Origin of the sequence: Streptomyces virginiae (assembly GCF_040638905.1) — a bacterium.
Taxonomy (GTDB): Bacteria; Actinomycetota; Actinomycetes; order Streptomycetales; family Streptomycetaceae; genus Streptomyces; species Streptomyces virginiae_B.
In genome coordinates, this window is sequence record NZ_JBEZYV010000024.1 from 93,910 (window position 1) to 110,470 (window position 16,561).

General features: G+C 71.8%; 16 protein-coding genes and 1 rRNA gene. 3 read left to right on the top strand and 14 right to left on the bottom strand.

Translation table 11 applies throughout. The features are described from left to right. Positions 1–90: 90 nt before the first annotated feature. From AB0F82_RS27365 to AB0F82_RS27385, 5 genes are all read right to left on the bottom strand, one after another. A complete protein-coding gene (locus AB0F82_RS27365; RefSeq protein ID WP_356815471.1) occupies positions 91–1,758 on the bottom strand; it encodes a bifunctional uroporphyrinogen-III C-methyltransferase/uroporphyrinogen-III synthase in 1,668 nt (555 codons plus the stop codon). Then, the gene (gene hemC, locus AB0F82_RS27370; protein ID WP_362632105.1) at positions 1,755–2,723 is read right to left on the bottom strand and encodes a hydroxymethylbilane synthase; all 969 of its coding nucleotides are present in this window, start codon (positions 2,721–2,723) and stop codon (positions 1,755–1,757) included. The genes AB0F82_RS27365 and hemC overlap by 4 nt, the downstream gene beginning before the upstream one ends. After that, the gene (locus tag AB0F82_RS27375) at positions 2,720–4,417 is read right to left on the bottom strand and encodes a glutamyl-tRNA reductase (RefSeq protein WP_356815475.1); all 1,698 of its coding nucleotides are present in this window, start codon (positions 4,415–4,417) and stop codon (positions 2,720–2,722) included. The genes hemC and AB0F82_RS27375 overlap by 4 nt, the downstream gene beginning before the upstream one ends. Next, entirely contained in the window at positions 4,414–5,223 is an 810-nt protein-coding gene (locus tag AB0F82_RS27380; protein ID WP_362632107.1) for a redox-sensing transcriptional repressor Rex, read from the bottom strand. Before AB0F82_RS27380 ends, AB0F82_RS27375 begins: the two co-directional genes overlap by 4 nt. 272 nt (positions 5,224–5,495) lie before the next feature. Continuing rightward, a complete protein-coding gene (locus AB0F82_RS27385; protein ID WP_031155320.1) occupies positions 5,496–5,774 on the bottom strand; it encodes a glutaredoxin family protein in 279 nt (92 codons plus the stop codon). 154 nt (positions 5,775–5,928) lie between these two features. Here AB0F82_RS27385 and AB0F82_RS27390 point away from each other — a divergent pair, with 154 nt between their 5' ends. The 3 genes from AB0F82_RS27390 (at position 5,929) to AB0F82_RS27400 (ending at position 9,559) form a co-directional block, all read left to right on the top strand. Next, a complete protein-coding gene (locus AB0F82_RS27390; protein ID WP_362632109.1) occupies positions 5,929–6,912 on the top strand; it encodes an HAD family hydrolase in 984 nt (327 codons plus the stop codon). Between the two features lie 382 nt (positions 6,913–7,294). Beyond that, positions 7,295–8,113: an ECF subfamily RNA polymerase sigma factor, BldN family gene (locus AB0F82_RS27395; RefSeq protein ID WP_030833467.1), complete on the top strand. Its 819-nt coding sequence runs from the start codon at positions 7,295–7,297 to the stop codon at positions 8,111–8,113. A 237-nt stretch (positions 8,114–8,350) separates the two neighbouring features. Next, positions 8,351–9,559, top strand: coding sequence for a DUF5667 domain-containing protein (locus AB0F82_RS27400; RefSeq protein ID WP_356815738.1), 1,209 nt, complete (start codon positions 8,351–8,353; stop codon positions 9,557–9,559). 54 nt (positions 9,560–9,613) lie between these two features. Here AB0F82_RS27400 and AB0F82_RS27405 read toward each other — a convergent pair whose 3' ends face one another. From AB0F82_RS27405 to rrf, 9 genes are all read right to left on the bottom strand, one after another. Continuing rightward, positions 9,614–10,618, bottom strand: coding sequence for a lysophospholipid acyltransferase family protein (locus tag AB0F82_RS27405; RefSeq protein WP_362632111.1), 1,005 nt, complete (start codon positions 10,616–10,618; stop codon positions 9,614–9,616). Next, positions 10,618–11,694, bottom strand: coding sequence for an NAD-dependent epimerase/dehydratase family protein (locus AB0F82_RS27410; protein WP_362632112.1), 1,077 nt, complete (start codon positions 11,692–11,694; stop codon positions 10,618–10,620). Before AB0F82_RS27410 ends, AB0F82_RS27405 begins: the two co-directional genes overlap by 1 nt. A 96-nt stretch (positions 11,695–11,790) precedes the next feature. After that, positions 11,791–11,889 (bottom strand): 30S ribosomal protein bS22, encoded by a 99-nt coding sequence (locus AB0F82_RS27415; RefSeq protein ID WP_003948845.1) that lies wholly within the window; start codon positions 11,887–11,889, stop codon positions 11,791–11,793. A 142-nt stretch (positions 11,890–12,031) separates the two neighbouring features. Then, on the bottom strand, positions 12,032–12,241 hold the full coding sequence (locus AB0F82_RS27420; protein ID WP_008738568.1) for a helix-turn-helix domain-containing protein: 210 nt from the start codon (positions 12,239–12,241) through the stop codon (positions 12,032–12,034). A gap of 129 nt (positions 12,242–12,370) precedes the next feature. After that, positions 12,371–13,186, bottom strand: coding sequence for a phosphatase (locus AB0F82_RS27425; protein WP_362632123.1), 816 nt, complete (start codon positions 13,184–13,186; stop codon positions 12,371–12,373). Between the two features lie 101 nt (positions 13,187–13,287). After that, positions 13,288–14,436 (bottom strand): acetoin utilization protein AcuC, encoded by a 1,149-nt coding sequence (locus AB0F82_RS27430; RefSeq protein WP_362632125.1) that lies wholly within the window; start codon positions 14,434–14,436, stop codon positions 13,288–13,290. After that, positions 14,408–15,649, bottom strand: a complete 1,242-nt coding sequence (locus AB0F82_RS27435; RefSeq protein ID WP_362632113.1) for an MFS transporter — start codon at positions 15,647–15,649, stop codon at positions 14,408–14,410. Before AB0F82_RS27435 ends, AB0F82_RS27430 begins: the two co-directional genes overlap by 29 nt. A gap of 43 nt (positions 15,650–15,692) precedes the next feature. After that, positions 15,693–16,346, bottom strand: a complete 654-nt coding sequence (locus AB0F82_RS27440) for an HAD family hydrolase (protein WP_356815731.1) — start codon at positions 16,344–16,346, stop codon at positions 15,693–15,695. Between the two features lie 131 nt (positions 16,347–16,477). Next, positions 16,478–16,561, bottom strand: a 5S ribosomal RNA gene (gene rrf / locus AB0F82_RS27445); the annotation flags it as partial.

Here is a 16,561-nt window from a genome sequence, read left to right on the forward strand (position 1 = left end):
GGGATTACGCGCGAGGGGCCCGGGCGCGGTATCCGTCCGCACCCGGGCCCCTCACCCGTACCGTAGGCCGTGTCCGGCCGCCTAAGCCGCTCACGTCGTACGACGCCTGCGCGCGCCCGGGCGGCGTTCGCTCGGGCGGAACACCGTCTCGCCGGCAGCCTTGGCCGCCTCGCGGCGCGCCGCGCCGTACTCGGCGAGGGCCTCCGCCAGCTTCGACACCGACGGCTCCGGGGAGAGGACGTCGACCCGCAGGCCGTGCTCCTCGGCGGTCTTGGCCGTCGCCGGCCCGATGCACGCGATGACCGTCACGTTGTGCGGCTTGCCCGCGATGCCGACCAGGTTGCGGACGGTCGAGGAGGACGTGAAGAGAACGGCGTCGAAGCCGCCGCCCTTGATCGCCTCGCGCGTGTCCGCCGGCGGCGGCGACGCGCGCACGGTCCGGTAGGCGGTGACGTCGTCGACCTCCCACCCGAGCTCGATCAGCCCGGCGACCAGCGTCTCCGTGGCGATGTCGGCCCGCGGCAGGAAGACGCGGTCGATCGGGTCGAAGACCGGGTCGTACGGCGGCCAGTCCTCCAGCAGTCCGGCCGCGGACTGCTCGCCGCTCGGCACCAGGTCGGGCTTGACGCCGAACTCCACCAGCGCGGCCGCGGTCTGCTCACCGACGGCGGCGACCTTGATGCCCGCGAAGGCGCGGGCGTCGAGCCCGTACTCCTCGAACTTCTCGCGGACGGCCTTCACGGCGTTGACCGAGGTGAAGGCGATCCACTCGTAGCGGCCCGTCACCAGGCCCTTCACCGCGCGTTCCATCTGCTGCGGGGTGCGCGGCGGCTCCACGGCGATGGTCGGCACCTCGTGCGGCACCGCGCCGTAGGAACGCAGCTGGTCGGAGAGCGAAGCGGCCTGTTCCTTGGTCCGCGGTACGAGGACGCGCCAGCCGAACAGCGGCTTCGACTCGAACCAGGACAGGTCCTCGCGGCGCGCGGCGGCGCCGTGCTCGCCGACCACGCATATGACGGGGCGGGCGCCCTCGGGCGAGGGCAGCACCTTGCCCTGCTTGAACACCTGGGCGATCGTGCCCAGGGTCGCGCACCAGGTCCGCTGCCGCGTCGTCGTGCCGGAGACCGTCACGGTCAGCGGGGTGTCGGGCTTGCGCCCGGCGCTCACCAGCTCGGCCGCGGCGGCCGAGACGGTCTCCAGGGTCGCGGAGACGACGAGGGTGCCGTCGCTGGTCCCGACCTCGCTCCAGCAGCGCGCCGAGGCGGTCTTCGCGTCGACGAACCGGACGTCCGCGCCCTGCTTGTCGCGCAGCGGAACACCGGCGTACGCGGGCACGCCGACGGCGGTCGCGACGCCGGGCACCACCTCGAAGGGGATTCCTTCGTTGGCGCACGCGAGCATCTCGTCGGCGGCGTTGCCGTCCAGTCCGGGGTCGCCGGTGACGGCACGCACGACCCGCCTGCCGGAGCGTGCGGCCTCCATGACAAGATTGGACGCGTCCCGGATCACCGGGACCCCGGCGGCTGCTGACACTTCGTCAGCTACCGTCAGCTGCGGCGTGTCGACACCCGCGCGCGCATGCGTCCGTACGACCTCGAGCACCTCGGGCTCCGCGATCAGTACGTCCGCGGCGGCGAGCGCCTCGACGGCGCGCAGCGTCAGCAGACCCGGGTCGCCCGGGCCGGCACCGAGGAAGGTGACGCGTCCGTGGGCGGCGACGGCCGGAAAAGCGGAGGTGGTCGGAATTGAGGGGTTCAAAGCGATCGCTCCCCCATCAGACCGGCCGCGCCCTTGGCCAGCATCTCGTCCGCGAGTTCGCGGCCGAGCGCCATGGCCTCGTCGTACGACTGGGGCACGGGACCGGTGGTGGACAGCTGCACCAGCGTCGAGCCGTCGAGGGTTCCGACGACGCCGCGCAGGCGCATTTCATTGACAATCCGTCCGTCGGCCAGCAGGTCGGCGAACGCGCCCACGGGTGCGCTGCAGCCGGCCTCCAGGGCGGCGAGCAGAGAACGCTCCGCGGTCACGGCGGCCCGGGTGTGCGGGTCGTCGAGCCGGCCGAGCGCGGCGATGAGGTCCGTGGAGGACGCGGGGCACTCCACGGCCAGGGCTCCCTGGCCGGGGGCGGGGAGGATGCTGTCGACGGACAGCAGCTCGGTGGCCTCGTCACCGCGGCCGATCCGGTTCAGGCCGGCGGCCGCCAGGACGACGGCGTCGAGTTCGCCGTCGCGGACGAATCCGATGCGGGTGTCGACGTTGCCGCGGATCGGGACGGTCTCGATCCGCTTGCCTTGCGAGCGCGCCAGGTGGTTGAGCTGGGCGGTGCGCCGCGGCGAGCCGGTACCGATGCGGGCGCCGTCGGGCAGCTGCTCGAAGGTCAGTCCGTCGCGGGCGACGAGCGCGTCGCGGGCGTCCTCGCGCCGCGGCATGGCCGCGATGACGAGGTCGTCGGGCTGCGCTGTCGGCAGGTCCTTCAGCGAGTGCACGGCGAAGTCGACCTCGCCGCGCAGCAGCGCGTCGCGCAGGGCGGTGACGAACACACCGGTCCCGCCGATCTGAGCGAGGTGCTCGCGCGAGACGTCGCCGTACGTCGTGATCTCCACGAGCTCGACGGGCCGGCCGGTGATCGCCCGGACCGCGTCGGCGACGTGCCCCGACTGGGACATGGCCAGCTTGCTCCGCCGCGTACCGAGCCGCAGCGGCTGGTCGGGACGTGTGTTCATGATGCCCGTCCTGGGTCGTCGTCGTTCTTCGGATCGGCCGCGTCCGCCCGGCTGACGGAAGCAACCGTCTGAGGGTCGAGGTCGAAGAGTTCGCGCAGCGCTTCGGCGTACCCGGCGCCGCCGGGCTCGCTCGCGAGCTGCTTGACGCGCACGGTCGGCGCGTGGAGGAGCTTGTCCACGACGCGGCGCACGGTCTGGGTGACTTCGGCGCGCTGTCGCTCGTCGAGGTCGGGGAGCCGTCCGTCGAGGCGGGCCACTTCCATGGCCACGACCTCGGCCGCCATGGCCCGCAGGGCGACGACGGTGGGCGTGATGTGCGCGGCCCGCTGCGCCGCACCGAAGGCGGCGACCTCCTGGGAGACGATGCCGCGCACGGCGTCGACGTCGGCCGCCATCGGGGCGTCCGCGGAGGCTTCCGCGAGGGACTCGATGTCCACGAGCCGCACGCCGGGGATCCGGTGCACGGCCGCGTCGATGTCCCTGGGCATGGCCAGGTCGAGCAGCGCGAGCCGGACGGCGGTCGCGTCGGTGTGCGTACGGGCGCTCCTGCGGGGCTGCCGCTGTGCGGCGGCCTCGCCCTGGTCGGCCCAGGTCCCGTGCAGTTCGAGGGAGTTGGCGTCGACCCCGGTCAGCGCGGAGCGTCCGTCGGGCCCCACGGGGCACCCGTCGGCGTCGGCGTCCACGGGCGCGCTGATGGTCCGTGCCGCGCCCGCGTCGGCGAGCCGTCCGCCGGCCTCGGCGGCGGCGACCAGCCGGGCGAGCACGTCGGCGTCCAGCCCCGGCGGCGCCTGCACGGAACCGGTGGCGGCAGCCGAATCCAGCCTCGCCGGCGTTTGAGGCGCGGGGTCTGGGGCGGCGCCCCAGGACACGGCGGCGAGCACGTCGTCGGCGGTCAGCACGAGCCCGGTGGCCCCGGTGCAGGACACCACCACGTCGACTCGTGTCAGCTCATCGGCGACCTCGGCCATCGGGATGGCGGAAGCCCGCACACCCGTGCCTGAGGCAACCAGAATCTCCGCCAACCGCTCCGCCCGCTCGGCGGTCCGGTTCGCCACGACGACCTCGGCGACGCCGACCCGCGCGAGGGTCGCCGCTGCGAGCGAGGACATCGATCCGGCGCCGATCACCAGGGCCCGCTTGCCGTGGGCCCACTCGCCGACCGGCGTGCGCACCGCGAGCTGCTCCAGGCCGAAGGTCACCAGCGACTGGCCGGCGCGGTCGATCCCGGTCTCCGAGTGCGCCCGCTTGCCGGCCCGCAGCGCCTGCTGGAACAGGTCGTTGATCAGCCGGCCGGCGGAGTGCAGCTCCTGGCCCAGCGCGAGGGCGTCCTTGATCTGACCGAGGATCTGCCCCTCGCCCACGACCATCGAGTCCAGTCCGCACGCCACCGAGAACAGGTGGTGCACCGCCCGGTCCTCGTAGTGGACGTACAGGTACGGGGTGAGCTCCTCCAGCGCGACACCGCTGTGCTGGGCGAGCAGCGTGGACAGCTCGGCGACGCCGGCGTGGAACTTGTCCACGTCCGCGTACAGCTCGATGCGGTTGCACGTGGCGAGCACCGTCGCCTCCGTCGCCGGCTCGGCGGCGAGGGTGTCGTGCAGCAGCTTGGTCTTGGCGTCGGCCGACAGCGAGGCGCGCTCCAGCACGCTCACGGGTGCGCTGCGGTGGCTCAGCCCGACGACGAGCAGGCTCATGCCGGCATCACCGCCGGGACGTCGCCCTCGGGGCCGCCCTTGCGCGCCTCGGCGGCGGTGCGCCCGGCCGGCGGCACGACGGCCGCGGCGGGTGCGGCGCCGCCCACGACGGAGCCCGGCTCGGACGCGGCCGCGGCGGCCTCCTCGCCGGCCTTGCGCTGCTCGTGGAAGGCGAGGATCTGAAGCTCGATGGAGAGGTCGACCTTGCGCACGTCCACGCCGTCGGGCACGGACAGCACGGTGGGGGCGAAGTTCAGGATGGAGGTGACCCCGGCCGCGATCAGCCGCTCGCTGACCTGCTGTGCGGCGCCGGCGGGCGTCGCGATGACACCGATCGAGACACCGTTCTCCTCGATGATCTTCTCAAGGTCGTCGGTGTGCTGCACGGACATGCCGGCGACCGGCTTGCCGGCCATCGCCGGGTCGGCGTCGATGAGGGCCGCGACGCGGAAGCCGCGCGCGGAGAAGCCGCCGTAGTTGGCCAGGGCGGCGCCGAGGTTACCGATGCCGACGATGACGACCGGCCAGTCCTGGGTCAGGCCGAGCTCACGCGAGATCTGGTAGACGAGGTACTCGACGTCGTAGCCGACGCCGCGGGTGCCGTAGGAACCCAGGTACGAGAAGTCCTTGCGCAGCTTGGCGGAGTTGACTCCGGCCGCGGCCGCGAGCTCCTCGGAGGACACCGTGGGGACCGATCGCTCGGAGAGCGCGGTCAGGGCACGCAAGTACAGCGGAAGCCGGGCGACAGTGGCCTCGGGAATACCTCGGCTGCGGGTCGCCGGTCGGTGAGTTCGGCCAGTTGCCACGATGCTCCTGCGGGATGAGCGGGGCTGCAGGCGGCCTCTTGTCCCAGGACCGCCCCGTCGATAGCAGGCTATGCCTTTGTGAACGCGTGCACAAAGATTGTGTCCGCTTTGTCCGGCCAAAGTGACCGGGGTCACGCGACATCGGCACGCAATCCCGGAACCGACGGCACGCCGAACCCGTTCAAATACCAAAGGGGGCAAAACCGTGCACACTCCTCACAGATACGCCCCCAGACCCCACAAATCGCCCATGATGGTAACCGGGAAGAGGGTCAGCCACCCAACGCCCGCCGAAGGCGGTCCGGGTTCACCCTCCAGAAGGTGTGCTGTTCGCCGTCAACCAGGACCACCGGAATCTGCTCCCAGTGGAGCCGGTAGAGCTCCTCGTCCTGCGAGATGTCCTTCTTCTCCCACTGTGCACCGGTCTCGGCGCACACCTTCGCGACGACCTCCTCGGCCTCGTCGCACAGATGGCACCCCGGCTTCCCGATGAGGGTCACCATCCGCTCGCCGGGGCTCTTCTTCTCTTTGCGGCGCAACAAAGGGCTCATGTCCCCATTCTCCCGCGCCCGCCCGGCCGCCCCGCGCGTCCCGCCCGGCCGCTCGGACGAGCCGGCCCGCCGCGCCCGGTGGCGCCGCGAAGAGTTAACGCCTCCGTTTCCCACCGGTTCGGGAACTCCCGAACACAGTGGCTATGCTCGCGTCATGGCCGCTCTCGGATGGCTCCCCACTCGCAGGCGCTCCGCCACCGCACGCAGCGTGCTGGCAGGCGAGGCCTCGGCCGAAGCCGCCCGCAAGACCGCGCAGGCCGGGGCCGACCGGCTCACCGAAGCCGAGGCCGAGGAAGCCGACCTCGACCTCCTCGAAGAACGGCAAGCGGAAGAAGGCCCCGCCGAGCCCGTCTTCCCCGTGGCCGGTGACGACCTCGCCGCCGCCTTCTTCGACCTCGACAACACCGTCATGCAGGGCGCCGCGATCTTCCACTTCGGCCGCGGCCTCTACAAGCGCGAGTTCTTCCGGCGCCGCGAACTCGCCCGCTTCGCCTGGCAGCAGGCCTGGTTCCGGCTCGCCGGGGTCGAGGACCCCGAGCACATGCAGGACGCCCGCGACAGCGCCCTGTCCATCGTCAAGGGCCACAAGGTCTCCGAGCTGATGGCGATCGGCGAGGAGATCTACGACGAGTACATGGCCGAGCGGATCTGGCCGGGCACCCGCGCCCTGGCCCAGGCCCACCTCGACGCCGGCCAGAAGGTGTGGCTGGTCACCGCCGCCCCGGTGGAGACGGCCACGATCATCGCCCGGCGGCTGGGCCTGACCGGCGCCCTGGGCACCGTCGCCGAGTCAGTCGACGGCGTCTACACCGGCCGCCTGGTCGGCGAGCCGCTGCACGGCCCCGCCAAGGCCGAGGCGGTCCGCGCCCTCGCCGCCGCCGAGGGCCTCGAACTCGAACGCTGCGCCGCCTACAGCGATTCGCACAACGACATCCCGATGCTGTCACTGGTCGGACATCCGTACGCGATCAATCCCGACACAAAACTGCGCAAGCATGCCCGGACCAACGACTGGCGGCTGCGCGACTATCGGACCGGCCGCAAGGCCGTGAAGGTCGGCGTCCCGGCGGCGGCCGGAGTCGGCGCGATCGCGGGCGGCGCGGCCGCGGCCATCGCCCTGCACCGACGCCGCAAGTAGCCGCTCCGGGCCCAGGACCAGGCCACAACTCGCCCGCACCGCACCCCCGGACGCCGGCGCCGCACGCGCGCCCTGCCACGGGCATTCGCTCACCTCTACCCGCGCCCCGGGCGCGGCACTCCGCCCTGCCCGACTCGGTCGCGGGCCCCCTTTGAAGCGTCCATTCCGCGCACCCAAGTGATCAACAATCGATCACCAACCGCGACCGAATATGCCCTCGACACGCAACAGAAGTGTCGGAACCGGTGATTTGAGCAACTGGGTGTAGCGCTGCCTGTACGAAGCGTTATTCTCCTCAAACGCATGCCACCGGCCATCTGTCGCCACGACGGGTGAACGGTTCCGCACTGCACGTGATGGAAGCTCTGCCTCTGGGAGTCCCGTGTACCCACCTGTCGGGGTTGACGCCTCGGGCCTGGCTCAGCTGCGCGCAACGGTCCTCGACCACCTGCGCGGCTTCGTCCCCACCGCGTACACCGCCCCCGCCTTCGCCGCCGCGGTTCCTGCCGGCCTCGGCCCGGCCGGTCCCTGCTACGCCCTGACCGACGGCGGGGCGACGGTGGGCAGACGAGGCCGCTCGGCGGCCGGCGGCTCGAACGGCGCAGCCGGCACGAGCACCCAGGCCGCCCCCCGCCGCCCCCTTGCGGACAGCGACCAGGCCCGCATGATGGACCTGGTCGAACGCGCCCAGGCCGGAGAGGCCGAGGCCTTCGGCCGCCTCTACGACCAGTACAGCGACACGGTCTACCGCTACATCTACTACCGCGTCGGCGGCAAGGCGACCGCGGAGGACCTCACCAGCGAGACGTTCCTTCGCGCCCTGCGCCGCATCTCCACCTTCACCTGGCAGGGCCGCGACTTCGGCGCCTGGCTCGTGACGATCGCCCGCAACCTGGTGGCGGACCACTTCAAGTCCAGCCGCTTCAGGCTGGAGGTGACCACCGGGGAGATGCTCGACGCCAACGAGGTGGAGCGCAGTCCCGAGGACTCCGTCCTGGAGTCCCTTTCCAACGCGGCCCTGCTGGAAGCCGTACGGAAGCTGAATCCGCAGCAGCAGGAGTGCGTGACCCTGCGCTTCCTGCAGGGCCTCTCGGTCGCCGAGACGGCCAGGGTGATGGGGAAGAACGAGGGCGCCATCAAGACGCTCCAGTACCGGGCCGTCCGCACCCTGGCCCGCCTCCTCCCCGAAGACGCCCGCTGACGGACCTGTCCAGACAACACCAACCGACCTCACATCCGGTGACCCCTCGATGACGCTGTGGTCCGATCATCCTTCGTCCGTAACCCAACTGCCGCGACGCTCGTTGTGCGGAATGCAGGCTCCCTGTGGACACGCCCTGCCTGAAGCCGCTCACTCGAAAGTGTGGATGTGCTCAAGGAAGGCAACCTTCCGGACACCTTGGGGAGTCGATCGTCATGACGAGAGGAGGTGCCGCCAGTGATCGCGAACGTGACCCCGCACCGGCGGGCGAACGCCTTCGCCCAGGCCCTGGAGGATCGGAACCCATCCGACCTTTCGGAACCGGACCCGGCGGCCGAGCAGTCCGAGGCACCTGCCGAACCTGCTGACCACGACCGGTTGTTGGCCCTGGCGAGCGTGCTCGGCGAACGGATGCCGCGCCCAGTGCTGGACCCCGAGGTCAAAGTGGTGCAGCGGGCGCAGCTCGTTGCCGCCATGGAGGCCATGGTGCTGGAGGAGAGGGCCGGGGGCGGTGCCGCCTCGGACCCTCTGATGCCCGAGCAGCGGACCGGCCGCGGCGCCCACCGGGCGACCCCGCTCCGGAAATTGCGGCCCCGCTCCCGCTGGTCCAAGGGCATCGCAGCGGGCGGCCTCACCGTGGGTGTGGCCGCGGGGGCCTTCAGCGGAGTGGCCGCTGCCAGTTCCGACGCCCTGCCCGGTGACCACCTCTACCCCGTGAAGCGGGGCATGGAGGACTTGAAGCTGGGCATGGCCGACGACGACGCCGAGCGCGGAGAGCTCTATCTCGACCGGGCCTCCAACCGTCTCTCGGAGGCCCGCAGGCTGATGGAGCGCGGCCGGACGGGCACCCTGGACCACGAGTCCCTGGGCGCGATCCGGCGGGCGCTCTCGGGCGTCAAGCACGACGCGGAGGAAGGCCACCGCCTCCTCCAGGCCGCGTACGACCGGGACGGCTCCCTCGGCCCGATCCAGACGCTGTCGTCGTTCTCCCGCTCCCACCGCGACGCCTGGGGCAAGCTGCGCGAGAAGCTGCCCGTGCAGCTCACCGACGTCGGCGGCGAAGTGGAATCCGTCTTCCAGGCCATAGACGAAGACGTGGCACCGCTCCAGGGCCTGCTCCCCAAGCCGCCCGAGCAGACCCGTGGCGGCACCGGCTCGACGGGGTCCCCCGCCAAGCCGGAAACGCCCGGTGGTGCCAAGCAGTCCAGCCCGGCAGCGGGCACGCCGTCGGGCAACAGCCCCGCGCCGTCCCCCTCGGGCAGCACGCGGCCACCGGCCGACGGCGGCCTCCTCGGCGGTACGGGCGACCTGCTCAGCCCGCCCGCGGGGCAGTCGGCACAGCCCTCCGCCGGCACCCCGGAGAACCCGAAGCCGGAGATCACCCTCCCGCCCCTGCTCCCGGGTCTCCTCCCGGGCCTGGGCCTCGGCGCGGAGGACGCGGAGTAGGGACGCCGGCGGAGACGGTGGTGGGCCGGGCGGTGCAGCCCCGGCCCACCACCGTCAGAAGAACACCGACCTGCGCTGCACCAGCAGCTTGTAGAGCGTGTGCTGGATCTGCTCCCGCACCTGGTCCGTCAGGTTGAACATCAGCATCGGGTCTTCCGCCGCCTCCGCGGCGTACCCGTCGGTCGGGATCGGCTCACCGAACTGGATCGTCCACTTCGTCGGCAGCGGCACCGCCCCCAGCGGCCCAAGCCACGGGAAGGTGGGCGTGATCGGGAAGTACGGGATCCCCAGCAGCCGCGCCAGCGTCTTCGCGTTGCCGACCATGGGGTAGATCTCCTCCGCCCCTACGATCGAGCAGGGCACGATCGGCGTGCCCGCCCGCAGCGCCGTCGACACGAACCCGCCGCGCCCGAACCGCTGGAGCTTGTACCGGTCCCCGAACGGCTTCCCTATCCCCTTGAAGCCCTCCGGCATGACGCCGACCAGCTCCCCGGCCTCCAGCAGCCGCTGCGCGTCCTCCGCGCACGCCAGGGTGTGCCCCGCCTTGCGGGCCAGCTCGTTGACCACCGGCAGCATGAACACCAGGTCCGCCGCCAGCAGCCGCAGGTGACGCTCCGCCGGGTGCTGGTCGTGCACCGCCACCTGGAGCATCAGCCCGTCCAGCGGCAGCGTCCCGGAGTGGTTCGCCACGATCAGCGCGCCGCCCTCGGCCGGGATGTTCTCGATGCCCTTGACCTCGACCCGGAAGTACTTGTCGTACAGCGGCCGCATCAGGGACATCAGGACCTGGTCCGTCAGCTCCTTGTCGTAGCCGAAGTCGTCGACCTCGTACTCCCCGGTGACCCGCCGGCGCAGGAACGCCAGGCCGCCGGCGATCCGCCGGTCCCAGACGTCACCGCGCTCCACCGGGGCCGCCTCCGGCTCCGGCGCGGGAGCCGGCACCTCCATCGGCGGCGGCTCCTGCACGACCGGCTCGGCCGCCTGCACCGACCGCACCCGGCGGGGCATCCGCCGGCGCGGCCGGTCCTCGTCGAACGGAATGACCTTGGCGTCCGCCACTATCGTCTCGCTCCCTCAACCGTGTCGACGTCGTCCCGCGGGCCCCCCGCGTCCAGGATGGCCGCCACCCGGTCCACGGCCCGCCCGACCCGCTCGGGCGGCAGCAGCCCGTTGCCCCGGCTCCGCGCGAAGTCCGCAAAGGTCTCGGTGGTCGTGTAGAGCGGCTCGAAGCCGAGAACCTCGCGCATCTGCGTGGTCTCCACGACCCGGCCGTGCGTGAGCAGCCTCGTCTGCTCGGCCGAGAAGTCGGTGACCCCGACCGCCCGCAGCGCGGACCCCACCCAGGTGAGCGCGGGCAGCAGCAGCGGCAGCGTGGGCCGCCCCAGCCGCCGCGAGCACTGCGACAGCAGCAGCACGCCGTCACCCGCGATGTTGAAGGTCCCGCTGTTCAGCGTCCCGCGCCGGGGCTCCCGCGCGGCCAGCCGCAGCACCTCCAGCACGTCGTCCTCGTGCACGAACTGCAGCCGCGGGTCGTAGCCCAGCACGGTCGGCATCACCGGCATCGAGAAGTACTCGGCGAGCGCCGAATCGGCGAAGGGCCCCAGGATGTTCGCGAACCGCAGCACGCACACCGCGACGTCCGGCCGCCGGCGCGCGAAGCCCCGTACGTACCCCTCGACCTCGGCGGCGTCCTTGGCGAAGCCGCCCGACGGCAGCGACTTCGGCTGGGTCGTCTCCGTGAAGACGGCCGGATCCCGCGGGGTGCCCCCGTACACGCTGGTACTGGACTTCACCACGAGCCGCCGTACCGTCGGCGACTTCTGGCAGGCGCCGAGGAGCTGCATCGTCCCGATGACGTTGGTCTCCTTGACGGCGCTGTGCGCGCCGCCCGCGACCGGCCGGCCACCGGTGACCGCCAGATGGACCACCGTGTCCACCACGTGCTCGGCAAGGACCCTGGCGATCGACGACTGCCGGATGTCCGTACGCACGAACTCCGCCGACCCCAGCCGGTGCGGCGGTGCCACGGCGTCCACCGCGATCACCCGCTCGACCTCCGGGTCGCGCTGGATGCGCCGCACGAAGCGGCCGCCCAGCTGCCGGGCAGCCCCGGTGACGAGTACGACCTTCCCCACGAGCTCAGCGCCTCCCTCGAAGAAGTACCCGGCTGCACCGCAGCCCCTCCACCAAGGATGGTGGAGGGGCTGCGGAGAAACACGTACAGCTGCCGTTTACTTCTTGTTACGGCGCTGGACGCGGGTGCGCTTGAGCAGCTTGCGGTGCTTCTTCTTCGCCATCCGCTTGCGCCGCTTCTTGATAACAGAGCCCACGACTACCCTCGCTCACTTCTCTTCACTGGTGCGGGGCGTCTGGGCCCACACGACCTACGTCGGCCTAGCCTACCCGCCCAAGCTCCGAGCCCGTAATCCGACTGCTTCCCAGGGGTTACGAAGGCGTCATGACCCGTCAGTCTCAGGCCGACTCCACCCCCACATAGGACTCTCGGAGGTACTCGTGGACCGCGTTCTCGGGGACCCGGAAGGACCGGCCCACCCGGATTGCGGGCAGATGACCGTTGTGCACCAGCCGGTACACGGTCATCTTCGACACTCGCATCACCGAGGCGACCTCCGCCACGGTCAGGAACTGAACCTCACTGAGAGGCCTCTCGCCAGCAGCCATGACACACCTTGACCTTCCGCGCATGACGGGCACCGGCTTCCCCTCCGGTTACTCCTCGTCGTCGCACGCTCACTCCCCAGAGTAGGGGCGCGTGATACGAGTGGGGAAGAGGAGCTGCGGCCACTCCTGTCATCCCGTCAGACACGCCCGGCCCAACACGTACCGGGCAAGCGGACGGTAGTAGTCCGATCGCACGGCATCATCAAGCGGAACGGCCACCGCGACCCGCCCCTCGGCCTCCCCGACGAACAGAGCGGGATCGTCCGTGTCGGCCAGCCCGATCGCCTCCACGCCGAGCTGACCTGCGCCGCAGACCCATCCGTGGTCACCCACCACCAGGTCCGGGAGGGGCTCACCGGCCTCCGCGAGGGCCCCCAGCGCCATCCGAACCGGCAGGGGTGAATGGCTGTGCACGCCGGTCGCACTACCCGGCGCCCGCGCGCCGGGTTCCCGCACCAGCGCGACCCCCCGTACGTAGTCGATGCAGTGCGTGCGTACGCCGAACCGGGTCGCCATGTCGACACACACCCCCTGCGCCGGTGTGAGGACAACACATCCCGCCGCCGACATCGCCTCGGCCAAACCGGCGTAGAAGCCCAGGAGCCGATGCGGATGCCCCGTCCCGAACAGCACGCGCGACCGCGCCCTCGCCGCCTCCCGCAGCCGCCCCGCGAACGCCTCCAGCGCGGCCACCGTCCGCTCCGGATCGATCACGTCCGGCCCGCTGACGTGCGAAGGATCCGCCGAGACACCGCACTTGTCCGCCATCAGCCCCAGCAGGTCACCCTCACCCCAGCCCCCCTCGGGATCCAGCCCCAGCAGCACCCGCGGGTCCCGCGCCGCGAACAGCCGGTAACTGCGCAGGCTCTCCTCCCGGGAGGTGGCGACGGGCCCGGCCAACCGGGCGGCCAGCAGATGCGCACGCAGCGCGCCGGTGCTCAACACCCTCCGATGCTCCCCCACCACATATGTCGGGGCATCAATTCCGGCGAACAGCCCCACAGTTGGCGTAACGATGCATCACGGACCGCACCGGCACCCCGCGGTCAAGTCAGCATGCCGCGCAGCGGGAAGACCGCCCGTCGCGTGGCGAGAACGGCCTGATCCGTGCGGTCCGCCGGGTCGTAGCCCGCGTCCCAGTCCCGCCACGACGGACTGCGCCCGTCGGTCATCCGCCCCGGCGCCCATTGCCGCGTCCGCGCGTACACCTCCTCGCGCCACGAAGCGGGGACCGCCGCCTGCGGGTCCACCGGCCGGTGCGCGGCGATCGCCACCAGATGCGTCCACGACCGCGGTACGACGTCCACCACCGCGTACCCGCCGCCTCCCAGCGCCAGCCACCGCCCGTCCGCGTACTCGTGCGCCAGCCCGTGACAGGCCTCCTGCACGGCCCGCTGGGCGTCCAGGGACACCGCCAGGTGCGCGAGGGGGTCCTCGAAGTGCGTGTCGGCGCCGTGCTGGGTCACCAGCACCTGCGGCCGGAAGTCCGCCAGCAGCTCCGGCACCGTCGCGTGGAACGCCCGCAGCCACCCCTCGTCCCCGGTACCGGCCGGCAGCGCCACGTTCACCGCCGCACCCTCCGCCGCCGGACCGCCCGTCTCCTCCGGCCAGCCGGTCTGCGGGAAGAGCGTCCGCGGATGCTCGTGCAGCGAGACGGTCAGCACCCGCGGGTCGTCCCAGAAGGCCGCCTGCACTCCGTCCCCGTGATGGACGTCCACGTCCACGTACGCGACCCGCTCCGCCCCCAGCTCCAGCAGCCGGGCGATGGCCAGCGACGCGTCGTTGTACACGCAGAACCCGGCCGCCCCGCCCGGCATGGCGTGGTGGAGCCCGCCGGCGAAGTTCACCGCGTGCTCGGCCTCGCCGCGCCAGATCGCCTCCGCGCCCGCCACGGACTGCCCCGCGATCAGCGCGGACGCCTCGTGCATCCCCCGGAAGGCCGGATCGTCCATCGTGCCCAGCCCGTACGAACCGTCCGCGACGCCGGGGTCTGCCGAGACCTCGCGCACAGCGGCGACGTAGTCCTCCCGGTGGACGAGCCTCAGCGTCGAGTCCCCGGCCGCGGGGGCCGCCCGTACCTCCATCGCCCGGTCCAGACCGAAGGCGCGCACCAGGCCCATGGTCAGCGCCAGGCGCACCGGGTCCATCGGATGGCCCGGTCCGAAGTCATACCCCGTTACCGCCTCGTCCCACATCAACAGCCCGGTCACCGGCTCGCCGCTCATGGTCGACACCGTATCGGGCGTCCCGCGGCCCGAACGAGCGGGCATGGAACAGCGTGATCAGCACGAGGACCATCGGCACCAGCATCGCGCCCCGGTAGCTCCAGGCGTCGCCGATCGCGCCGACGAGCGGCGAACCGATCAGGAACCCGACGTAGTTGAAGATGTTCAGCCGCGCGACCGCCGTGTCGGAGGCCCCGGGGAACAGCCGCCCCGCCGCCGCGAAGGTCTGCGGCACGATCACGCACAGCCCGACCCCCAGCAGCGTGAAACCGAGCATCCCCGTCCACACTCCCGGCGCGGCCGCCACGACGGCGAACCCGCAGGCGGCGAGCAGCGCCCCGCCGCGCACCACGGCCACGGCTCCCAACCGCCGCACGCCCAGGTCCCCGACGGCCCGCCCCACGAGGGTCGTCACCATGTAGACGTTGTAGGGGACGGTCGCCGTCTGCTCCGAACTCCCGAGCACGTCCTGGAGGTACTTGGCACTCCAGTTCGCGACCGTCGAGTCCCCGATGTACGCGCACGCCATCACCAGGCACAGCGGCAGCAGGAGCGCGAACCCCCCGGCGCCCAGCCCCTTCTCCGGCAAGCCCTCCGGCCCGGTCCGGTCCGCGCGGCCCGCCCGGTCCACGTAGGACCGGCTCCCCACGAGCACCAGCGGCAACAGCACGGCCACGGCCGGCAGGTAGCCGACGAACAGGCCCAGGTGCGCGTGCGCCCCGTACCAGGCAGCCGACGCCCCCAGGATCCCGCCCAGGCTGTACGCGGCGTGGAAGCCCAGCATGATGCTGCGCCCGTACGCCCGCTGCAGGCTGACCCCGAGCATGTTCATCGAGGCGTCCAGCGCCCCCACCGACAGCCCGAACGCCCCGAGGGCCACCGCCACGTGCCACAGCCGCTCGCCCGCCCCCACCCCGAGCAGGGACAGCAGGACCACCGGCTGGGCCCACCGCAGTACGACACTGGGCGCGACCCGTTTGACCAGGTGCTCGGTGCCGACGCTCGCCACGCCCGCGAGGACCGGGACGGCGGCGAGGAAGACGGGCAGCAGCCCGTCGGATATCCCGTACCGGTCCTGGATGGCCGGGATCCGGGTGACGAGCAGGGCGAAGGTGACGCCCTGAACGAAGAAGCTGAAGCCCAGGGCGCCGCGGCCGCCGCGCAGCCGCACATCATCAGTCATGGCGGGTCAGCGTAGGCCCCGGTGCTACCCGTGGGTAGAGAGATCACACGGGGAGTTGCAGGAGCAGCGGGAGCTGCATCATGTCGCCGAAGTACCCGGTGGCTCCGGGAAGCTCGTCCGCGGGCAGCAGCGCCGTGTACCCGTACACGTCCATCCCGGCGGACACGGCGGCCCGGACCCCGCGGGGGCTGTCCTCGATGACGACGCACCGCGCGGGCTCGACGCCCATCTGCCGTGCGGCGTGCAGGTAGAGGTCGGGCGCAGGCTTTCCGAGGCCCACGTCGTCCGCGCTGAAGATCCACTCTTCTTCGAACCACCCGTCGAGGCCGGCCACCCGGTGCCCGACACGGATCCGCTCGTGACCGCTGGAGGAGACCAGGCAGTACCCGATCCCGTGGGCGGTCAGCGCGCCGAGGACCTCTTCCACTCCGGGGACGGGCTTCAGCTCCTGCTCGAACGCGGCGCAGATCCGCGCGTGCAGTGTCTCGTCGAAGTCCGCCGGCAGCCGCTGCCCGGTCCGCTCGAGGACGAGCTCGTGCACCCGGCGCACGGCGGCCCCCATGTAGTCGCGGACCGACTCCTCGTAGGTGGTCGGGTGCCCCAGCTCGGTGAGGTACCCGGCGAGGACGTTGCTGGCGAGCGGCTCGCTGTCCACCAGCACGCCGTCGTTGTCGAAGATGACAAGGTCGTAGCCCATACACCCACATTACGGAGGAAAGGGATGTGGAGCGGTTCCGCCGTGCCCACCCCCGGCACCGGGTCACCCGACCGGCCCGTGAACGCAGAAAAGCCCCGCACCAGAAGGTGCGGGGCTTTCCCACAATGATTGTTCGGCGGCGTCCTACTCTCCCACAGGGTCCCCCCTGCAGTACCATCGGCGCTGAAAGGCTTAGCTTCCGGGTTCGGAATGTA